This window comes from Leifsonia sp. ALI-44-B (assembly GCF_001984125.1).
In the GTDB taxonomy this organism is placed as follows: domain Bacteria; phylum Actinomycetota; class Actinomycetes; order Actinomycetales; family Microbacteriaceae; genus Okibacterium.
In genome coordinates, this window is sequence record NZ_MTQL01000007.1 from 986,178 (window position 1) to 1,003,675 (window position 17,498).

Genomic DNA, 17,498 nt, shown 5'->3' on the forward strand with positions numbered 1-17,498 from the left:
GCTAGCCGATGAGGCTCGGCTGCAGGTCGCGCAGTGTGCGGAAGTGGGTCATGCGCGTGACCCCGATGGCGGCCACGACGAGCGCGCCGACCAGCACGAGAGCGAGCAAGATGGCGTCGTGCCCGGCCGCCGCCGCGTCACCGCCATACATGAGCTGGCGGATGCCGTCGACCGCGAAGCCCATGGGCAGGAAGTGGTGCAGCCACGCGAGGGGCTCCGGCAGCGTCTGCCACGGGAACGTTCCGCCCGCGGTCACCAGCTGCAGCACCATGAGCACGAGCCCGAGGAACTGCCCCACGCTGCCCAACCAGATGTTCAAAGCCAGAATGATGGCCGTAAAGGTCAGCGAGGCGAGCACCATCATGCCGTAGGTGCCGATCGGGTTCTGAATCTCGAAGTGCAGCGCCCCGGCCAGCACGCCGAACAGCGCGACCATCTGGATGGCCCCGAGCGCGCCGGGCGTGATCCATCCGGCCAGCGTGACCTTGATGGGCGAGTGCAGTGCCGTGATGGCGCGCCGTGACACGGGTTTCACGATGAGGAACAGCGCATAGATGCCGATCCACGCGGCGAGCGACACGAAGAAGGGCGCGAGACCGGCGCCGTACGTGCCCGCCGACGTGACGGCCGTGTTCTTGAGCGTCACCGGGTCGGCGATGTTCTTCGCCTGGGCGTCGCGCTGCGCATCCGTGTTGTCGGGGATCTGCGAGACACCGCTCGACAGCCCGTCCTCGAGCATCTGCAAACCGTCGCGCAGGGTCACGAGGCCGCTGGCGAGCGATTGGGCGCCGTCGTTGGCCTGGCTCGCGCCTTCGGCAAGTTGGCTCGAGCCGGATGCGGCCTGCCCGATGCCCTGCACGAGCGCGGGCGAGGCATCCGCCAACGTCTGCGCACCCGTGGCCACCTGCTGTGCGCCCGACGCGAGCGTGTTGAGCTGCCCGGCCGCTGCCTTCACCTGTTGGTTGCCCGACGTGATGCGCTGCCCGAGGGGGTCGAGGCCCGCCAGCACGCGGTCGATCTGCGCCTGGTCGAGGCCGAGGTCGACGAGGTCCTGTTGGATGCGGGCGCGCGCGGCCGGCACCTCGTCGGCGATCTGCTGCGTGACCCCGGCGACCTGCGTGCCGTAGCCCGCGATCTTCTGGTTTCCGGCGGCCACCTGGGCCGCGCCGGCGGCGAGTTGCGCGCTCTGGGCGGGCAGCGACGCGGTCTTCGACTGCAACTCGGCCAGGCCGTCGCGCAGCGTGGCGCTTCCCGTGGCGAGTTGCGCGGTGCCGTCGGCCAGCTGCGCCGACCCGTCGACCGCCGTGTTGGCGCCGTCGAGCAGTTTCTGCGTGCCGTCGACGGCATCGACGAGGTTCACGCGCACCTCGGCCAAACCATCCAGGAACGTGTTGGCGGCCTTCTCGTTGACGGTCTTCACGATGGATGTCTGGATCGTCTTGACGGCCTGCTCGCCGATGGTCGACGCGAGATAGCTATTGGCGTCGTTCGTGGTGAGCAGCACCTCGGCCTGGCGCGGGTTATCGCTGTCGGAGGACGTGAGCGATTGCGAGAAGTTGCTCGGCAGCGTGACCGAGAAGTCGTACGCGCCGTTCTTCACGCCCACGGCCGCGTTCTTGGCGCTCACGCGGTGCCACTGGAAGCTGCCGTCTTCGATCAGCTGATCGGCCACGTCGTCGCCGAAGTTGGTGGTGGTGCCGTTGTCGTCGGCGCCGGTGTCGCTCACGACGAGCGCCACGGGAACCTGGTCGAGCTTGGAGTAGGGGTCTTGGTTGGCCCACAGGTAGAGGCCGCCATAGATGATGGGCACGCACATGAGCGCCACGAGGGCGAGGCGGGCCATCTTGGTGGACCAGAGGCGGGCGAGCTCGGCTCGCACCATGGCAAAGATTTTCACGCCGGGTTCTCCGAAGTTTCGTCGGTGGTGCCGAAGAGGGGCACGGTGTCGGCGGGCACGGTGCTCGACACTTTCTGGGTGGTGTTGGCGTCGATGGCGGTGGCCGCGGCGTCGCCCGCGATGACGAGCACGGCGTAGCCGCGCGCTGCCAGCTGGCGGGCTACGCGCCACCACTCGAGGGGGTTGCCGCCGTGGCGGTCGGGCGAGACGATGACGAGCGCGCCCACGCCCTGGCGCAGAATGGCCAGCTCGGTGAGCAGGCGCACGCGGGTGGTGGGTTCGAGGGTGGCCATCGTGGTGCGCGACAGCTCCTGCCAGCCGTGTTCGGCAAGCCAGCGGCTGACGGCTATGGGGTGGTCGGGGCGGCCGGCGAACATGAGCTCTTCGGCCGTGACACCCGCGACGGTGGCGTTGCTGTTGGGCTCGCAGACATCCGGTGCATCGATGAGCGCGATCTCGGCCCGCATGCGCTTGGTGTCGGGCGTGCCGTCGATCGTCACGCTGCCGGTTTCGGGCTTCATGCGACCGGATGCGATGAGCCCCAACACCGTGGGACGCTGCGCCGTCTCGGCGCGCGAGAACGTGGCGCTGCCCGTCTGGAACGACAGCGAGGTCGCAGGAAGCGAAGATGCATCCCGACCTTTTGTCACGTCTACGAGTTCGACTCTCATGCGTTCACCAATCCGTTGCGCAGGGTTTCTTCGACCACGAGCCCGGCTTCCTGCCATCCGAGTCCGGCACCGCTCAGGCCTGCGAGCATGACCAGTCGGGCGGCTTCGTCGTCGTCGATGCCCGAGTGCGTCGCCTCGCCCAGGACGGTGAGTGCGGCGTCTTCGACGAGCCTCGCGACGACGGCGGGCGGGATGTCGCGCCGCAACTGCCCCCGCGACACGCCGTCTTCGATCACATCGCGCAACGTGCGCCGAATCGGGGCGAGCGCGCTCGCCACGGTGGACCGGTAGGGCCCGCGCACGGCCAGGTCGGCCATCACGCGCACGTGCGACACGGAGGCCCAGAGGCGCGCGCCGATCGTGGCTATTGCAACCCGGCTGTCGTCGGTGTCGACCGTGCCGATGCCCTGGGCGATGCGCGCCGCGCCGGCCTCGACCACCGTGAGCACGAGGTCTTCGCGCGTGGCGAAGTGGCCGTAGACAGAGCGGCGGGACAGGCCGGCGCGTGCGGCGATGGCGTCGAGGCTCGCGTCGGGGTCGTGCCGCAGCTCGGCCATGGCGGCGTCGATGAGGGCCGCGCGGTTGCGGGTGGCGTCGCGCCGCACGGGTCGTTCGGGGGTCGATGTGGTCACGACATCCATCTTACGATCTTGCACAGCAGTGTGCAAGATACGCGCGTCGTGAGATTCGGCATAAAACAGTCAGCCAGCTGCCTACATCATGACGACTTGTTTCGCCAGGGGATTGTCGGCGGTGGATATTGAACGGACTTGTGCCTACGCTAAACATCTACCGGCTAGGTGGAGCGAGAGATTCTCTGATCGCTCACTCTGCACGCCCCGGATTGTGTCGCCCCTTCTGGCCGGTGTCGTACGTATCAAGTAGACACGGAACACGCACCGCTTTCGCACCGCGTGTTCACGGCGCATGAATGCCCTCGCGTTCAGCCAGAAAGGCACGGCAGTCATGATCCGCTTCGATGGCGTCACCAAACGTTTTCCCGATGGCACGCTCGCGGTCGACGACTTCTCGCTCGACATCCCCTCGCGCAAGACCACGGTCTTCGTCGGCTCGTCCGGCTGCGGCAAGACCACCATCTTGCGCATGATCAACCGCATGGTCGACCCGTCGGGTGGCCGCATCGTCATCGACGACGAGGACATCTCAACGCTCAACCCGGTGAAGCTGCGCCGCCGCATCGGCTACGTCATGCAGAACTCGGGACTGCTGCCGCACCGCACGGTCATCGACAACGTGGCCACCGTGCCGTTGCTCGAGGGCGTGAAGAAGAAGCAGGCTCATGACGCGGCGCTCGCCCTCATGGACACGGTCGGCCTCGACCGCTCGCTCGCCACGCGCTACCCCAGCCAGCTTTCGGGCGGCCAGCAGCAGCGCGTCGGAGTGGCCCGAGGCCTCGCCATCGACCCCAACATCATGCTCATGGACGAGCCCTTCGGCGCCGTCGACCCGCTCGTGCGCGCCGAGCTGCAGCAAGAACTGCTGCGCATCCAGCGCGATCTGGCCAAGACCATCGTCTTCGTCACGCACGACATCGACGAGGCCCTGCTGCTCGGCGACCAGATCGTCATCCTCGAAAAGGGCGCGCACATCGCGCAAGCGGGAACGGCCGAGCAGATCCTGGCAAACCCCGCGAGCGAGTTCGTGGCCAGCTTCGTGGGCTCCGACCGCGGGTCGCGCGCACTGCACATCAAGAACGTGGACGGCAAGCAGGTCGTCGTCGACGGCACGGGCCGGCTCACCGGAATCCTCAGCGACGGCGGTGGCCCCTCATGACCTGGATCTTCGCCAATTTCGAGCAGATCGTCATGCTCACGCGGGACCATATCCTGCTGAGCATCCCGCCGATCCTGCTCGGCTTCATACTGGCCGTTCCGATCGGCTACATCGCGCACCGTTACCGTGTCTCGCGCGGCGTGCTGCTCACGGTCTCGGGTCTGCTCTACACGATCCCGTCGCTCGCGCTCGTCGTGGCCATGCCGGCCATCCTGGGCACCAAGATCCTCGATCCGCTCAACCTCGTCGCCACGCTCACGATCTATGCGATCGCGCTCATGGTGCGCACGGCGGCGGATGCCTTCGACTCCATCTCGCCCGATGTGCGCCAATCCGCCACGGCCATGGGTTATGGCCCCTGGAGCCGCTTCTGGAAGGTCGAGCTGCCGCTCGCCGGTCCGGTGCTCCTCGCCGGCCTGCGCGTGGTCTCGGCCAGCACCGTCAGCCTCGTCACGCTCGGAGCCCTCGTCGGCCTGTCGGGCCTCGGCTACCTCTTCACCGACGGTTACCAGCGCAGCTTCGCCACCGAGATCCTCACGGGTGTGGTGCTGACGGTCGTCATCGCCGTCGTGTTCGACCTGCTCCTCATCCTGCTCGGCCGCGTCGTGCTGCCGTGGGCCAAGATCGAGGCCGTGGCCCGCACGGGTGACCGTGCGCCCCGCCGACGCAAGGCGGTGACCGCATGAACGCCATCAGCGACGCCATCGCCTGGATCCTCGACCCCGCGCACTGGACGGGCCCGAGCGGCATCCCCATCCGCCTCGCCGAGCACCTCGCTTACACGGGTCTCACCATTCTCATCGCGGGCGTCATCGCCATCGGGCTCGGCCTCTACATCGGCCACACGGGTCGTTTCCGCGGCACGTCCGTCATCGTCACGGGTGCCCTGCGCGCGCTGCCCACGCTCGGTCTGCTCGTCTACCTCGCGGTCGCCTTCGGGTTCGGCATCGCGCAGGCCATCATCCCGTCGATCATCGTGCTCGTCGTGCTGGCCATCCCGCCGATCCTCGCGGGCACCTACTCGGGCATCGAGGCCGTCGATCCCAAGACCGTGGATGCCGCGCGCGCCATGGGCATGACCGAATGGCAGATCCTGGCCAAGGTCGAGATCCCGCTGGCCCTGCCGCTCATCGTGGGAGGCCTGCGATCGGGTGTGCTGCAGGTCGTCTCGACGGCCACGGTCGCGGCCTACCTCTCGCTGGGCGGTCTCGGCCGCTTCATCTTCGACGGCCTGCCCGTCCGGGACTACACGCAGGTGCTCGTCGGCGCGCTCCTCGTCACCCTTCTCGCTCTCGTCCTCGACGGCCTGCTCGTGCTCGTGCAGCGACTCGTCGTCCCGGCAGGGGTCCGGGCAATCCGGTCCCGTGTTCCGCAACGAACCGCCAAGGGCGCCAGCGCCCAGGCGGCGTTGACGCCCTCCAGCTAGCCCCACTCCACAGCGTTCTATTGCACTCCGATTGCACCACCCTTGTCATCCGACAGTAAGGAAAGCAGCATGTTCTCATCACGACGTGGCCGCCTGGCCGTCGCGGCTCTCGCCGCCGGCGCGGTCCTCTCCCTCGCGGCCTGCTCGAGCGGCGACCCGCTCGACAACTCCACCTCGGGTTCCGGTTCGTCCGGCTCGGCCGACTCGATCACCATCGGTGCCGGGTCCTTCGCCGAGTCCGAAATCATCGCCCAGATCTACACGCAGGCCCTCGAGGCCGAAGGCGTGACGGTCACGTTCGCCGGCCAGATCGGCCAGCGCGACGTCTACCTCAAGGCCCTCGAAGACGGCTCGATCGACCTCATCCCCGACTACAGCGGAAACCTGCTGCAGTTCTACGACGCCGAGACCACCGCCAAGACGTCCGAAGAGGTCTACGCCGCCATCGGTGACGCCCTGCCCGAGGGCATCGAGGTGCTCGACCAGGCCGAGGCCCAGGATGCCGACAGCTACAACGTGACCAAGGACTTCAGCGAGAAGAACGGCATCACGAGCCTCGCCGACCTCAAGGACTACGACGGCACGCTCGCCATCGGAGCCAACCCCGAGTTCGCCGACCGCCCGTACGGCCCCAAGGGTCTGACCGAGGTCTACGGCGTTCCGGCCGACAAGCTCACCTTCACGCCCGTCTCGGACGGCGGCGGACCGCTGACGGCCAAGGCCCTCATCGACGGCACCGTGCAGCTCGCCGACATCTACAGCACCACGCCCTCCATCAAGGAGAACGGCTTCGTCACGCTCGAAGACCCCGAGAACCTGATCCTGCCGCAGAACATCCTGCCGCTGATCAAGTCCGACAAGGCCAGCGACAAGGTGAAGGATGTGCTGAACAAGGTCTCGGCCGAGCTCACCACCGACGACCTGATCGACCTCAACACCCTCAACCAGGGTGACCAGAAGCTGTCGCCCGAGAAGGTGGCCAAGGACTGGCTGACCGAAAAGGGTCTGATCTAGCCCTCGCCGCTCCGCTCTACAACTGAGCGGATGTCTCGACCGGGAACCCGGCGCCGTCACGGCGCCGGGTTCTTCGCGTTCCGGGGCTGAGGGCGGCCGGCGACAGGCTCCGAGAGCGCCCAGATTCCCGGCCGCCGATGCACCCCCGTTGGTAGGATCGAGTGTGACCGGAAACAACTTGATGCCCCAGCCCGAGGTTCTCCTTCCCGCCGAGCCCGAGGTCGTCGGTGCACTCGCCGCGGCCGCTGAGTCCGAGAACCCGATCGTCGCCCTCACGAACGTCGTGGCGCAGCATCCGTCGTCGTCGCTTGCCTGGGCTGTTTTGGCGGTCGAGAAGTTCGATCCGATGAACCCGCTCGAAAGCTACGCCTATGCGCGCGTCGGCTACCACCGCGGGCTCGACTCGCTGCGCAAGGCCGGTTGGCGCGGCCAAGGTCCCATCCCGTGGTCGCACGAGCCCAACCGCGGCGTGCTGCGCTCGCTGTACGCCCTGCGTGCCGCCGCCGAGGCCATCGGCGAGACCGAAGAGGTCGAGCGACTGACCGAGTTCCTGCGTGGGGCCGACGAGACCGCCGCCGCCCAGATCGAGACCGAGGGCGAGCCGCGCACGCCGCCGCCCGCCACCGAGGCCTTCTTCATCCGCGGCCTAGACTGATCAGAGCACCACGCGGTTCCCGGCCCTGCCGGGAATCCGAGCTCGGCTGCATCAGCCGGCTCATATTCGAAGCATCCCGACCGGAAGGGCATCATTCGTTATGCCAGCAATCGTTCTCATCGGCGCCCAGTGGGGCGACGAAGGAAAAGGTAAGGCCACCGATCTTCTGGGGTCGCGCGTCGACTACGTGGTCAAGTTCAACGGCGGCAACAACGCCGGCCACACGGTCGTCGTCGGCAACGAGAAGTACGCCCTGCACCTGCTGCCCTCCGGCATCCTGACCGAGGGTGTCACGCCCGTCATCGCCAACGGTGTCGTCGTCGACCTCGAGGTGCTGTTCCACGAGCTCGAGGCTTTGAGTGCCCGCGGGGTGGATGTCTCGAAGCTGCAGGTCTCGGCCAACGCCCACGTCATCACGCAGTACCACCGCACGCTCGACAAGGTCACCGAGCGCTTCCTCGGCAAGCGCCAGATCGGCACGACGGGCCGCGGCATCGGGCCCGCCTACGCCGACAAGATCAACCGCGTGGGCATCCGCATCCAGGACCTGTTCGACGAGAACATCCTGCGGCAAAAGGTCGAGGGCGCCCTCGACATGAAGAACCACATGCTGGTCAAGATCTACAACCGCCGCGCCATCCACGTCGACGAGATCGTCGACGACCTGCTTTCCTACGCCGAGCGCCTGCGCCCCATGGTGAAAGACACGGTCCTCGAGCTCAACCGCGCGCTCGACGACGACAAGACCGTGCTGTTCGAGGGCGGCCAGGCCACCATGCTCGACATCGACCACGGCACCTACCCGTTCGTCACGTCGTCCAACGCCACGTCGGGCGGCGCCGTGACCGGTTCGGGTGTCGCGCCCAACCGCATCGATCGCGTCATCGCCGTCGTCAAGGCCTACACGACGCGCGTCGGCGCCGGTCCGTTCCCCACCGAGCTCTTCGACGAGTCGGGCGAGTTCCTGCGCTCGGCCGGGTTCGAGTTCGGCACCACGACCGGTCGCCCGCGCCGCACCGGGTGGTACGACGCGCCCATCGCCCGCTACACGGCCCGCATCAACGGCGTCACCGACTTCGTGCTCACCAAGCTCGACGTGCTCACGGGCCTCGACGAGATCCCCGTGTGCGTGGCCTACGAGGTCGACGGCGTGCGCCACGACGAGGTCCCCGTCTCGCAGTCCGACTTCCACCACGCCAAGCCCATCTACGAGATCTTCCCCGGCTGGAAGGAAGACATCACGGGCGCCCGCACGTTCGACGACCTGCCGAAGAACGCTCAGGACTACGTCCTGGCTGTCGAGGGCATGTCGGGTTCGCGCATCTCGGCGATCGGCGTCGGCCCTGGCCGCGACGCGATCGTCGTGCGCCACGACCTCATCGACTAGAACGCGGGCCGCGCGGGCTGCGCGCAACTCCACAACGAGCTCGAAGGACTCGGCCACCCGGCCGAGTCCTTCGGCCGTTAAGAGCGGTGCGAACCGTCCTCACCGGCTGGCAGACTGGGGCCATGAGTGATGTGAACGGCGAAGACGCGAGTGTTCCTTCCTATTGGTTGGGTGCCTATACGCCCGATTCGCAGGGCAATGCGCGGGGCGTGAGCGTTCTGCGGCAGCAGCCCGACGGCACGCTGCGTCACGCGCCGACGGTGTCCCTCGACTCCCCGTCGTTCCTGGCCCGGCATCCCTCGGCCGACGTCGTCTATGCCGCGCTCGAAGGAATCGGCGCCGTCCAGGTGCTCGAACGCCGCGGCGTCGACGGCCTGGCGCCGGTCGGCGACCCCATCGAGGTGGGCGAGGCGGTGTGCCACCTGCACGTCACCCCCGACGGCGGGATGCTGGTGGCCAGCTGTTACGGCGACGGCCGCCTCGTCACCATCCCCCTCGCGCCGACCGGCCGTCCGTCTGGCCGTCCCGTCGAGGCCGCGGCATCCATCGACCCCTACGCCGACCCGTTCGCGGGTTCGGCACTCGAGGCCAGCGGTTTCGGCGAGAGCGCCCTCACCGACTTCTCGCTCGCGCAGCAGGTGCTCGAAGCCATGCCCGTGCGCCAGTCGCGCGCCCACGCGTCCCTGACCCTGCCCGACGGCCGCATCGTGTCAACCGACCTCGGTCACGACGCCGTGCGCGTCTGGCGGCGCACGGCCAACGGCACGGGCCTCACGCTCGACGACACCATCATGCTGCCCTTCGGTGTGGGCCCCCGCCACCTCGCCTGGCACGTCAGCGGCCACCTCTTCGTCGTCACCGAGTACTCGAACGAGATCTTCGTGCTCGCGCCGCGCGACCGCGGACACCTACGCGTCGTGCGTTCGAAGCTCGCCACGGCCGACTCGCTCGAGGACGGCGACAACGCCTCGGAGCTGCAGATCGCCGGGCCCGACGCCGATCGCCTCTACGTCGCGATCCGCGGCACCAATCGGCTGAGCACCCTGCGCATCGGCGGCGACGGCGCCGATCTCTCATCCCTCGCCGACGTCGAGACGCGCGGCAAGCACCCCCGCCACTTCCGCGTCGCCGGCGACCTCGTGCACATCGCCAACCAGCTGTCCGACGAGGTCACGTCGTTCCGCCTCGACGCGCGCGGCATCCCCTCCCAGTTCCTCGGCGCCACCGAGGCCCCCTCGCCCACCTACCTCCTCCCGGTCCCCGCTGCCAGCCGCCCTCGGCCGATGCCGATGCCGATGCCTCTGCGGGTCGCCGGTTAACGTTCGTCGGCCGGACTAGCCGCATCGGCGCGACCAGCCGCCTCGGTCGAGCCGGCGTGTTGTCCCGCAGCAGTGTGGTCGATTTTGACCATGACGGCCGCAGCCCCGATCAATGCAACACCGAGCGGCAGCGCGACGGTCGCCAGGATCTGCGCGATGAGCTGTAGCGCGGCTATCCCGACGCCTGACCCGCCCGTATCGGCAGGAAAGGTGTTCACCGTGAGCACTGCGTCGAGCGCCCACATCCTGACAACGAGGCCGACGGCCGTGAGGCTCACGCCGGCGATCAGGGTCGAGCGGGTATATCTGTCTGCCATGCGAATTCTCCCCCGTGATGTGATGCACCTTTCTTACCGCGTTTTATGCCTCGGCGTGAGCGGCGTGTCCGCCGGTTAGGGTGGATGCATGACCGCGAGAGTGCCCGAGCCGGCCGTGCATGTCGGCCGTTTCGTTCGGATCGAACCGCTGACCGAGGCGGATTTCGGCGAGTTGTATGAGGCGATCGGGCATCCCGAGGTGTTCGCCGGAGGGTATGGCGGCGGGCCCGAAGGTCTGCCCGACGACATCGACGGGTTCCGGCGTTTCGCGGCCAGCTATTTCAGCACGGCGGGCGGCAACCAGCCCTACGTGGTGCGGCTGCACGGTGGGGTGGACGACGGGCGTGTGGTGGGGACATCCACGCTGGGGGATTTCGACCTGCCGAGCGAACACGCGCACCTGGGCTGGACGGCCTACGACCCGCGCGTGTGGGGAACGGCCGTCAACGTCGACACGAAGCTGCTCATGCTGGGGCTCGCGTTCGACAACGGTTTCGGCCGCGTGAAGATTCAGGCGGATGAACGCAACGCCCGTTCGCGCGCTGCCATCGCCAAACTGGGCGCCACGTTCGAGGGCCTCGTGCGCCGGGACAAACGCCGCGCCGACGGCACCTGGCGGACCACGGCGCTGTTCTCGATCATCGTCGAGGAGTGGCCAGAGGTGCGCGCGGCGTTGCAGGCCCGGCTCGACACCTACCCGGCGCCCGTCGTCACAGCGGGGGAGACCGTCGACCGCGCCTGACCCCGTAGTGCCGCCGGGCAGCCAGCTGCGTGGTCCGAACGGATGACCCCGTTTCGCCCCCGTGCCCGATGTGTCGAAACCTCGCCGCCGCGAGGCTGGATACATGACACAACCACTGCTCAGCGCACACAACCTCGTGAAGTCCTATGGCACCACGCAGGCCCTCGACGGGGTGAGCCTGGCCATCGGCGCCGGCGAATCCGTCGCCATCATGGGGGCATCCGGTTCGGGTAAGACGACCCTGCTGCACACCCTCGCCGGCATCATCACGCCGGATGGTGGGCAGGTCGTCTTCCAGGGCCCGGCCTCGCCCGTCGAGGTGTCGGCCCTCTCCGAAACCGAGCGGTCGCGCCTGCGCCGCGAATCCTTCGGCTTCGTGTTCCAGCAGGGACTCCTCATCCCCGAACTCACGGCCGTCGAGAACGTCGCCGTTCCGCTCATGCTGTCGGGATACCCGCGGCGCGAGGCCGAGGCGCGTGCCCAGCACTGGTTGCAGGCGCTCGGCCTGGCCGGCATGGAAACGCGTCGTCCCGGCGAGTTGTCGGGTGGTCAGGCCCAGCGTGTGGCCATCGCCCGCGCCCAGGTCACCGGCGCAACCGTCGTGTTCGCCGATGAGCCGACCGGCGCACTCGACTCCAACACCTCGGTGGATGTCTTGAACGCGCTCCTCGGATCGACCGTCAGCCAGGGCCACACGCTCGTGATGGTGACGCACGACGAGGGTGTTGCCGCGCGGTGTTCGCGCGTCATCCGTGTGCGCGACGGACGCATCGTGAGCGACAGCGCCTCGGCCCCGGCTCACGCAGCCAGTCAGCCCGGCCACCCCGGCGCCCCGCAGAGCCAGCAGTACACGCAGCAGACCTACCAGACCCAGCAGTACACCCAGACCCCCTACAACCCGCAGGGGCAGCAGGCGCCGTCGGGCGCACAGAAAGAGGTTCGACCCATGTTCTATGGAGACGGCTGGGGCGTGGCCTCGGCGGCAACACTTCCGGCGGACGAGATGCCCGCCTCGCAGATCCAGGTTCCGGCGAACGTTCCGCGCGGCTACCCCCTGCAGCCGGGTTCCTCCGGATACCCGCAGCAGACCGCCCCCTACGGTTACCCGCAGCAGCCCCAGGGCCGCCCGCACCACAACGGTGGGCAGCACCGATGAGTGTCGCCGCGCCGTTCACGCCGCCGCGCGCCGCCGCAACGTCGTCGCGCGCACCGGGCCGCCCCTCGATCGTGAAACTGACCTGGCTGCTCGGCCGCCCCAGCGCCCAGAGCGCCGCGACCCTCATCTTGCCGGGCGTCGCCTTCGCCGTGACGACCGCCCTCATCCTCATCGTCTTGGGCGGCGTGCTCATGTTCTGGCGATGGACGATCGCCGACGCGATCACCTACCAGGCGCTCAGCATGCTCGCCCTGGCGCTGCTGATCGTGCCGCTGCTGTCGCTCGGCGGTTCGGCGGCACGCCTGTCGGCCCGTCGGCGCGACGATCGGCTCGCGACACTGCGACTGCTCGGGGCCACGCCCGGTGTGGTCGTGCGCATGACCGTGCTCGAATCATCCCTCGTGGCCGTCGCGGGCGCGCTCGTCGGCGTCGTGCTGTATGTCGCGCTCATGCCCCTCGTGGGCCTCGTGCACTTCGCCGGCCGAGCGATCGGCGCGGGCGAACTGTGGGTGGGCTTCGGCCCACTCGCCCTGGTCGTCGTCGCCATCGCCGCCCTCGCGGCCATCAGCGCCGCGGTGGGCCTGCGCGCCGTCGCCATCTCGCCGCTCGGGGTGCGCACGCGCCAGAACGCGCCGAAGATGGGATGGATCGCCCCCGTCGCCGGTGTCGTCATCGTCGTCGCGGCCTTCGCCGGTCTCAACCTGCTCGGCGCCATCACCGAGGAGGCCGGCGGCATCATCACGATGATCTTCGTGCTCGCCGGCTGCTTCGGCGTGGCCGTCGCGGCACTCAACCTGATCGGCCCGTTCGCCATCCGGGTGATGGCCCGCATTCAGCTGCGCACGGCGCGCACGGCCGAGAAGCTCATCGCGGCGCGAGGCATCCTCGAATCGCCGAAGGCCGCCTGGCGGCTGTGTTCGGGACTGGCGATGACGAGCTTCGTCGCCGTCGTGGCGGGCACGGGCGTGTCCTTCGCGGGGGACGCCGGCGGCGACCCGATCCTCACCGATATGCGCACGGGCATCGTCATGACCCTCGTGATCTCGTTCGTGATGGTCGCGTGTTCGATCGGCGTCAGCCAGGCCGCGGCCGTGCTCGACCGCCGCGACCTCTACGTGAGCCTCGATCGGCTCGGCATGCCGCGGCCCACGGTCGAGACGGCCCGTCGCCGCCAGGTGATGCTGCCCGTGCTGCTCGTCTCGCTCGGCTCGGCGATCCTCGGAGGCATCCTCGTCTTCCCGCTCGTCGGCCTGGCGCTCATTATCGCGCCCGCCTCGCTCGCCCTCATCGCGGCGTCGTTCGTGCTCGGCATCTCGCTCGTGTGGTTGGCGTTGCGGTCGACCCGGCCCGTGCTCACGCGCGTGCTGCGCGAACCCGAGCGGGTCTAGCGCGGATAAGCCCGGCCGGGTGGTGAGCGGATGTCGCGTCAGGGGTGTCGGCGCATGCGCCCGCCCGGCCGAAGAACAGGTGTCGCGGGTGAACGGTCTCTGGGGAGGGGCCGACACCCGCGACATCCTGTGTGCGGGCGCCCGGTGTCGAGGGTAGATTTGGGCAATGGTCGACACCGAGGCGCGCGCGCAACTGAACAGCCTGAGGCAGAGCATCGACAACATCGATGCGGCCCTGATCCACCTGCTTGCCGAGCGGTTCAAGTGCACGCAGACCGTCGGCCGGTTGAAGGCTGAGCACGGCTTGCCGGCCGCCGACCCCGACCGCGAGAGCCGCCAGATCGGCCGCTTGAAGGCGCTCGCCGAAGACGCACAGCTCGACCCCGCCTTTGCCGAGAAGTGGTTCAACTTCGTCGTCGCCGAGGTCATCCACCACCACGAGCAGATCGCGTCGCAGGTCGAGGATTCCTCAGGGTCTGAGCCGCGCGCATGAGCTGGGACCCGCGGCGCATCCCGTCGCAGACCGGCAAGGTCTTCGCCATCACGGGCGGCAACGGCGGGCTCGGGTTCTTCACGGCGTTCCAGCTGGCTGAGGCCGGAGCATCCGTCATCCTGTGCTGCCGCAATCGCGAGCGAGCGGATGCCGCGGCCACAGCCATCCGCCGCCGCCTGCCCTCGGCCGACGTCAGCATCGTCATCCTCGACGTCTCCTCGCTCGAATCCGTGCGCGCGGCGGGAGCCGAACTGGGCGCGCTGCCCCGGCTCGACGGACTCATCGAGAACGCGGGTCTCGTCCACTTTCCGCGCGAACGCAGCGAAACCGAGGACGGTTTTGAACTGGTTCTCGCGACCAATTTCCTGGGCCACTTCGCGCTCGTCGAGCACGTCCTACCGGCCCTCGAACGCACACCCGGTTCGCGCATCGTTACGCTCGGCAGCCTGGCGACCGAGATCACGGGCCTGCACCTCGACGACCTGCAGCTCACGAAGAAGTACTCGGGTTGGCAGGCCTACGGGCAGTCCAAGATCCTGATGAGCATCTTTGGTTACGAGCTCGACCGCCGGCTGGGGATCGCGGGCAGCGGCGTGCGGGCGCTCGTCGCCCACCCGGGCTACGCGATCACGGGACGCAGCCCCATCGTGCCGGGCGTCTCCGAACCGTCGTTCGGCCAGCGCTTCGCCGACAACCTGCAGGGTCTCTGGGCTCAGGGCAAAGACCGCGGCGCCTGGCCCATCGTGCGCGCAGCGGCCGATCCCGAAGCGTTCGACTATTCGAGCCGAGACACGGATGTCGCCCCCGCCCCGGTCTTCTACGGCCCGCGCTTCCGCGTGAAAGGCGCCCCGATCCACGCGAAACCCGCCGACTCGACGACGGGTCCCTACGTGGGTCGCGCCGTCTGGACCGAGGCCCGAGCCCTCACGGGCGCCGACTACCTCGACGTCTAGCCGTCTGAGGCTCCCTCGACGTCTATCGGGCTGAGTCGACGTCGGCGTCTAGCGGGCACTGGCGTCGTCGACGTCTGACGCACGTCCACTCTGTCGAGCGACGTCTAGCGGGCATGGCGATGCCGGGTGCCGTCGGCGGACCGACGACACCCGGGCGATCGCTGCGGGTGTATTGCTCTAGCGGCGTGCGCCCATCCGGCGACGGCTGATCGCGCCGAGGGCGAGGCCCAGCAGCATGAGCAGGGCCGTCAGGCCGAGGATGGGAGCCGTGGTGTCGACGCCCGTGTCGGCCAGGGCCGAGGCGTCGGTGCCGGTGGTGCCGGCCTTCGAGGTTCCGAGAGCCTGCGCCTGACCGGTCACGGCCACCGAGCCGGTGACGACGGTGGCGTCATCGGTGCCGTCGACCGGGGTCGTCGGCGTGGTGGGGGTGGTCGGCGTGGTGGGGTCCGTCGGGTCCGTGGGGTCGACCGGGGTGGTCGGGTCCGTGGGGTCCGTCGGGGTGGTGGGGTCGGTCGGGTCCGTCGGGTCGGTGGGGTCCGTCGGGGTGGTCGGCGTCGTGGGGGTGGTGGGCGTCGTCACCGTGGTGTCGCCGCCTTCCGTCTCGCTGTCGCCGATCACCGAGATGGCGTTGCCGCCGATCGTCACCGGGATGTCGATTCCGGGGATGATCTGGTTGCCGCCGAGGATGCCGTCGTTGCCGCCGGTCGTGCTGCCCGTGCCGTTACCCGTTCCGCCGGTCACCGTGGTGCCCGAGTCGGTCGAGGTGGTGTCTCCGACGACGGAGACGGCGTTGCCGCCGACCGTGACGGGGAGGGTGACGCCGGGGATGACCTGGTTGCCGCCGGCGACGCTGTCGTCGCCGTTCGTGGTCGAACCGGTGCCGGTGCCGGTGCCGGTGCCGGTGGTGCCGGTGCCGGTGGTGACATCGGTGCCCGAGTCGGTGGACTCGGAGTCGCCGACAACGCTGACGGCGTTGCCGCCGACGGTCACGGGGAGGGAGACACCCGGGATGATCTGGTTGCCGCCGGCGATGCCGTCGTTACCGTTGGTCGTGCTGCCGGTGCCGGTCGAGCCGGTGCCGGTTCCCGTGGCTACATCCGTGCTGGTGCCGGAGGTTTCCGAGTCGCCGAGGCCCGAGATGGCGTTGCCGCCGACCGTGACGGGGAGGGTGACGCCGGGGATGATCTGGTTGCCGCCGGCGATGCCGTCGTTACCGTTGGTCGTCGAGCCGGTTCCGGTGCCGGTGGTTCCGGTGCCGGAGGTGACGTCGGTGCCCGAGTCGGTGGACTCGGAATCGCCGAGGCCGGAGATGGCGTTGCCGCCGACCGTGATGGGGAGGGTGACGCCCGGGATGACCTGGTTGCCGCCCGCGATGCCATCCTCACCGGTGGTGCTGCTGCCGGTGCCCGAAACGGTGCCGGTAGTGCCGGTGCCGGAGGTGCTGCCCGTGGTGGTGTCGCTCGAGGCGCTGTCGCCGACGACCGAGATGGCGTTGCCGCCGACGGTCACCGGGACGGAGACGCCCGGAACGATCTGGTTGCCGCCGAGGATGCCGTCGTCACCGGTCGTGGTCGAGCCGGAACCGTTCGGCGTGCCGGCCGAGTCACCCGAGGTAACGTCGGTGCCCGAGTCGGTGGACTCGGAGTCGCCGACCACGGAGATGGCGTTGCCGCCGACCGTGACGGGGAGGTTCAGGTCGATGAGACCCTGGTTGCCGCCGAGCAGCGAGTCGCTGCCATCCGTCGTCGGAGCTGGAGCCGGAGCGGGCGCCGGAGCCGGAGCGGGCGCCGGAGCAGGTGCCGGAGCGGGTGCCGGTGCCGGAGCAGGTGCGGGAGCGGGAGCCGGCGCCGGGGCGACCGCGGTGCCCGAATCGCTCGAGGACGAGTCGCCCACGACCGAGATCGAGTTGCCGCCGACCGTCACGGGCACGTTGACCGAGACGAGGGCCTGGTTGCCGCCCACCGCGCTGTCGGTGCCGGACGTGGTGCCGCTGGGTGCCGCGGGGGCCGGCGACGTGTTGGTCGAGGCATCCGAGGATGAGCTGTCGCCCAGCACCGAGATGCCGTTGCCGCCCAGCGAGATGGGCAGGTTGACCGAGATGCCGGCCTGGTTGCCCGAGATGAGACCGTCCTCGCCGGACGTGCCGTCTGCGGCGTGGGCCGCGGTGGTGCCGAGGAGGGACAGGCCCCCGATGGCGAGGGCGCAGTAGAGCCCTCTCTTGACGTTGATGTTCATGATCCTTGCACTCCAAATGATTGAGAAATGGTGCCCCGGGTGGGGCGGATG

Annotated in this window: 16 protein-coding genes and 1 pseudogene; 12 read left to right on the plus strand and 5 right to left on the minus strand. The window is 69.0% G+C overall.

The genetic code is table 11. The features are described 5' to 3' along the window. Position 1 precedes the first annotated feature (1 nt). Genes ALI44B_RS11670 through ALI44B_RS11680 form a run of 3 tightly spaced genes read right to left on the minus strand, consistent with a single transcriptional unit; the run spans position 2 to position 3,200 of the window. On the minus strand, positions 2-1,882 hold the full coding sequence (locus tag ALI44B_RS11670; protein WP_496507430.1) for a YhgE/Pip family protein: 1,881 nt from the start codon (positions 1,880-1,882) through the stop codon (positions 2-4). A gap of 11 nt (positions 1,883-1,893) precedes the next feature. Next, positions 1,894-2,568, minus strand: a complete 675-nt coding sequence (locus tag ALI44B_RS11675; RefSeq protein ID WP_077054814.1) for a hypothetical protein — start codon at positions 2,566-2,568, stop codon at positions 1,894-1,896. Further along, the gene (locus ALI44B_RS11680) at positions 2,565-3,200 is read right to left on the minus strand and encodes a TetR/AcrR family transcriptional regulator (RefSeq protein WP_238592191.1); all 636 of its coding nucleotides are present in this window, start codon (positions 3,198-3,200) and stop codon (positions 2,565-2,567) included. The genes ALI44B_RS11675 and ALI44B_RS11680 overlap by 4 nt, the downstream gene beginning before the upstream one ends. Before the next feature lie 334 nt (positions 3,201-3,534). Here ALI44B_RS11680 and ALI44B_RS11685 point away from each other — a divergent pair, with 334 nt between their 5' ends. The 7 genes from ALI44B_RS11685 (at position 3,535) to ALI44B_RS11715 (ending at position 10,163) form a co-directional block, all read left to right on the plus strand. After that, positions 3,535-4,362 (plus strand): ABC transporter ATP-binding protein, encoded by an 828-nt coding sequence (locus ALI44B_RS11685; RefSeq protein ID WP_077054816.1) that lies wholly within the window; start codon positions 3,535-3,537, stop codon positions 4,360-4,362. Further along, positions 4,359-5,048: an ABC transporter permease gene (locus tag ALI44B_RS11690; protein WP_077054817.1), complete on the plus strand. Its 690-nt coding sequence runs from the start codon at positions 4,359-4,361 to the stop codon at positions 5,046-5,048. Before ALI44B_RS11685 ends, ALI44B_RS11690 begins: the two co-directional genes overlap by 4 nt. Continuing rightward, entirely contained in the window at positions 5,045-5,788 is a 744-nt protein-coding gene (locus ALI44B_RS11695; protein ID WP_077054818.1) for an ABC transporter permease, read from the plus strand. The genes ALI44B_RS11690 and ALI44B_RS11695 overlap by 4 nt, the downstream gene beginning before the upstream one ends. 69 nt (positions 5,789-5,857) lie before the next feature. Beyond that, the gene (locus tag ALI44B_RS11700; protein WP_077054819.1) at positions 5,858-6,802 is read left to right on the plus strand and encodes an ABC transporter substrate-binding protein; all 945 of its coding nucleotides are present in this window, start codon (positions 5,858-5,860) and stop codon (positions 6,800-6,802) included. Positions 6,803-6,965: 163 nt separating this feature from the next. After that, entirely contained in the window at positions 6,966-7,457 is a 492-nt protein-coding gene (locus tag ALI44B_RS11705; RefSeq protein ID WP_077054820.1) for a DUF3151 domain-containing protein, read from the plus strand. 100 nt (positions 7,458-7,557) lie between these two features. After that, on the plus strand, positions 7,558-8,844 hold the full coding sequence (locus ALI44B_RS11710; protein ID WP_077054821.1) for an adenylosuccinate synthase: 1,287 nt from the start codon (positions 7,558-7,560) through the stop codon (positions 8,842-8,844). Between the two features lie 122 nt (positions 8,845-8,966). Beyond that, positions 8,967-10,163, plus strand: a complete 1,197-nt coding sequence (locus ALI44B_RS11715) for a lactonase family protein (protein ID WP_077054822.1) — start codon at positions 8,967-8,969, stop codon at positions 10,161-10,163. Here the strand turns inward: ALI44B_RS11715 and ALI44B_RS11720 are convergent. Continuing rightward, positions 10,160-10,480, minus strand: a complete 321-nt coding sequence (locus ALI44B_RS11720; RefSeq protein ID WP_077054823.1) for a hypothetical protein — start codon at positions 10,478-10,480, stop codon at positions 10,160-10,162. The genes ALI44B_RS11715 and ALI44B_RS11720 overlap by 4 nt on opposite strands. An 88-nt stretch (positions 10,481-10,568) precedes the next feature. Here ALI44B_RS11720 and ALI44B_RS11725 point away from each other — a divergent pair, with 88 nt between their 5' ends. The 5 genes and pseudogenes from ALI44B_RS11725 to ALI44B_RS11745 all read left to right on the plus strand — a co-directional run bounded on the left by ALI44B_RS11725 (position 10,569) and on the right by ALI44B_RS11745 (position 15,212). Then, positions 10,569-11,222, plus strand: a complete 654-nt coding sequence (locus ALI44B_RS11725) for a GNAT family N-acetyltransferase (protein WP_077054824.1) — start codon at positions 10,569-10,571, stop codon at positions 11,220-11,222. A 103-nt stretch (positions 11,223-11,325) separates the two neighbouring features. Continuing rightward, positions 11,326-12,015: pseudogene (locus ALI44B_RS15580) on the plus strand (ABC transporter ATP-binding protein); the annotation flags it as partial. 359 nt (positions 12,016-12,374) lie between these two features. Beyond that, complete coding sequence (locus tag ALI44B_RS11735) at positions 12,375-13,766, plus strand: FtsX-like permease family protein (RefSeq protein WP_143459211.1); 1,392 nt, start codon at positions 12,375-12,377, stop codon at positions 13,764-13,766. 166 nt (positions 13,767-13,932) lie between these two features. Next, complete coding sequence (locus ALI44B_RS11740; RefSeq protein WP_077054825.1) at positions 13,933-14,259, plus strand: chorismate mutase; 327 nt, start codon at positions 13,933-13,935, stop codon at positions 14,257-14,259. Further along, positions 14,256-15,212 (plus strand): SDR family NAD(P)-dependent oxidoreductase, encoded by a 957-nt coding sequence (locus ALI44B_RS11745; RefSeq protein ID WP_077054826.1) that lies wholly within the window; start codon positions 14,256-14,258, stop codon positions 15,210-15,212. The genes ALI44B_RS11740 and ALI44B_RS11745 overlap by 4 nt, the downstream gene beginning before the upstream one ends. Before the next feature lie 177 nt (positions 15,213-15,389). Here ALI44B_RS11745 and ALI44B_RS11750 read toward each other — a convergent pair whose 3' ends face one another. Beyond that, positions 15,390-17,447 (minus strand): beta strand repeat-containing protein, encoded by a 2,058-nt coding sequence (locus tag ALI44B_RS11750; protein ID WP_077054827.1) that lies wholly within the window; start codon positions 17,445-17,447, stop codon positions 15,390-15,392. Between the last annotated feature and the right edge of the window lie 51 nt (positions 17,448-17,498).

Bases quoted from the DNA above. Each gene is read 5' to 3' on its own strand.
- ALI44B_RS11695 (WP_077054818.1), top strand. From the start codon at position 5,045: ATGAACGCCATCAGCGACGCCATCGCCTGGATCCTCGACCCCGCGCAC.
- ALI44B_RS11700 (WP_077054819.1), top strand. From the start codon at position 5,858: ATGTTCTCATCACGACGTGGCCGCCTGGCCGTCGCGGCTCTCGCCGCC.
- ALI44B_RS11740 (WP_077054825.1), top strand. From the start codon at position 13,933: ATGGTCGACACCGAGGCGCGCGCGCAACTGAACAGCCTGAGGCAGAGC.
- ALI44B_RS11715 (WP_077054822.1), top strand. From the start codon at position 8,967: ATGAGTGATGTGAACGGCGAAGACGCGAGTGTTCCTTCCTATTGGTTG.
- ALI44B_RS11735 (WP_143459211.1), top strand. From the start codon at position 12,375: ATGAGTGTCGCCGCGCCGTTCACGCCGCCGCGCGCCGCCGCAACGTCG.
- ALI44B_RS11690 (WP_077054817.1), top strand. From the start codon at position 4,359: ATGACCTGGATCTTCGCCAATTTCGAGCAGATCGTCATGCTCACGCGG.
- ALI44B_RS11725 (WP_077054824.1), top strand. From the start codon at position 10,569: ATGACCGCGAGAGTGCCCGAGCCGGCCGTGCATGTCGGCCGTTTCGTT.
- ALI44B_RS11720 (WP_077054823.1), bottom strand. From the start codon at position 10,480: ATGGCAGACAGATATACCCGCTCGACCCTGATCGCCGGCGTGAGCCTC.
- ALI44B_RS11745 (WP_077054826.1), top strand. From the start codon at position 14,256: ATGAGCTGGGACCCGCGGCGCATCCCGTCGCAGACCGGCAAGGTCTTC.
- ALI44B_RS11685 (WP_077054816.1), top strand. From the start codon at position 3,535: ATGATCCGCTTCGATGGCGTCACCAAACGTTTTCCCGATGGCACGCTC.
- ALI44B_RS11710 (WP_077054821.1), top strand. From the start codon at position 7,558: ATGCCAGCAATCGTTCTCATCGGCGCCCAGTGGGGCGACGAAGGAAAA.
- ALI44B_RS11675 (WP_077054814.1), bottom strand. From the start codon at position 2,568: ATGAGAGTCGAACTCGTAGACGTGACAAAAGGTCGGGATGCATCTTCG.
- ALI44B_RS11670 (WP_496507430.1), bottom strand. From the start codon at position 1,882: ATGGTGCGAGCCGAGCTCGCCCGCCTCTGGTCCACCAAGATGGCCCGC.
- ALI44B_RS11750 (WP_077054827.1), bottom strand. From the start codon at position 17,447: ATGAACATCAACGTCAAGAGAGGGCTCTACTGCGCCCTCGCCATCGGG.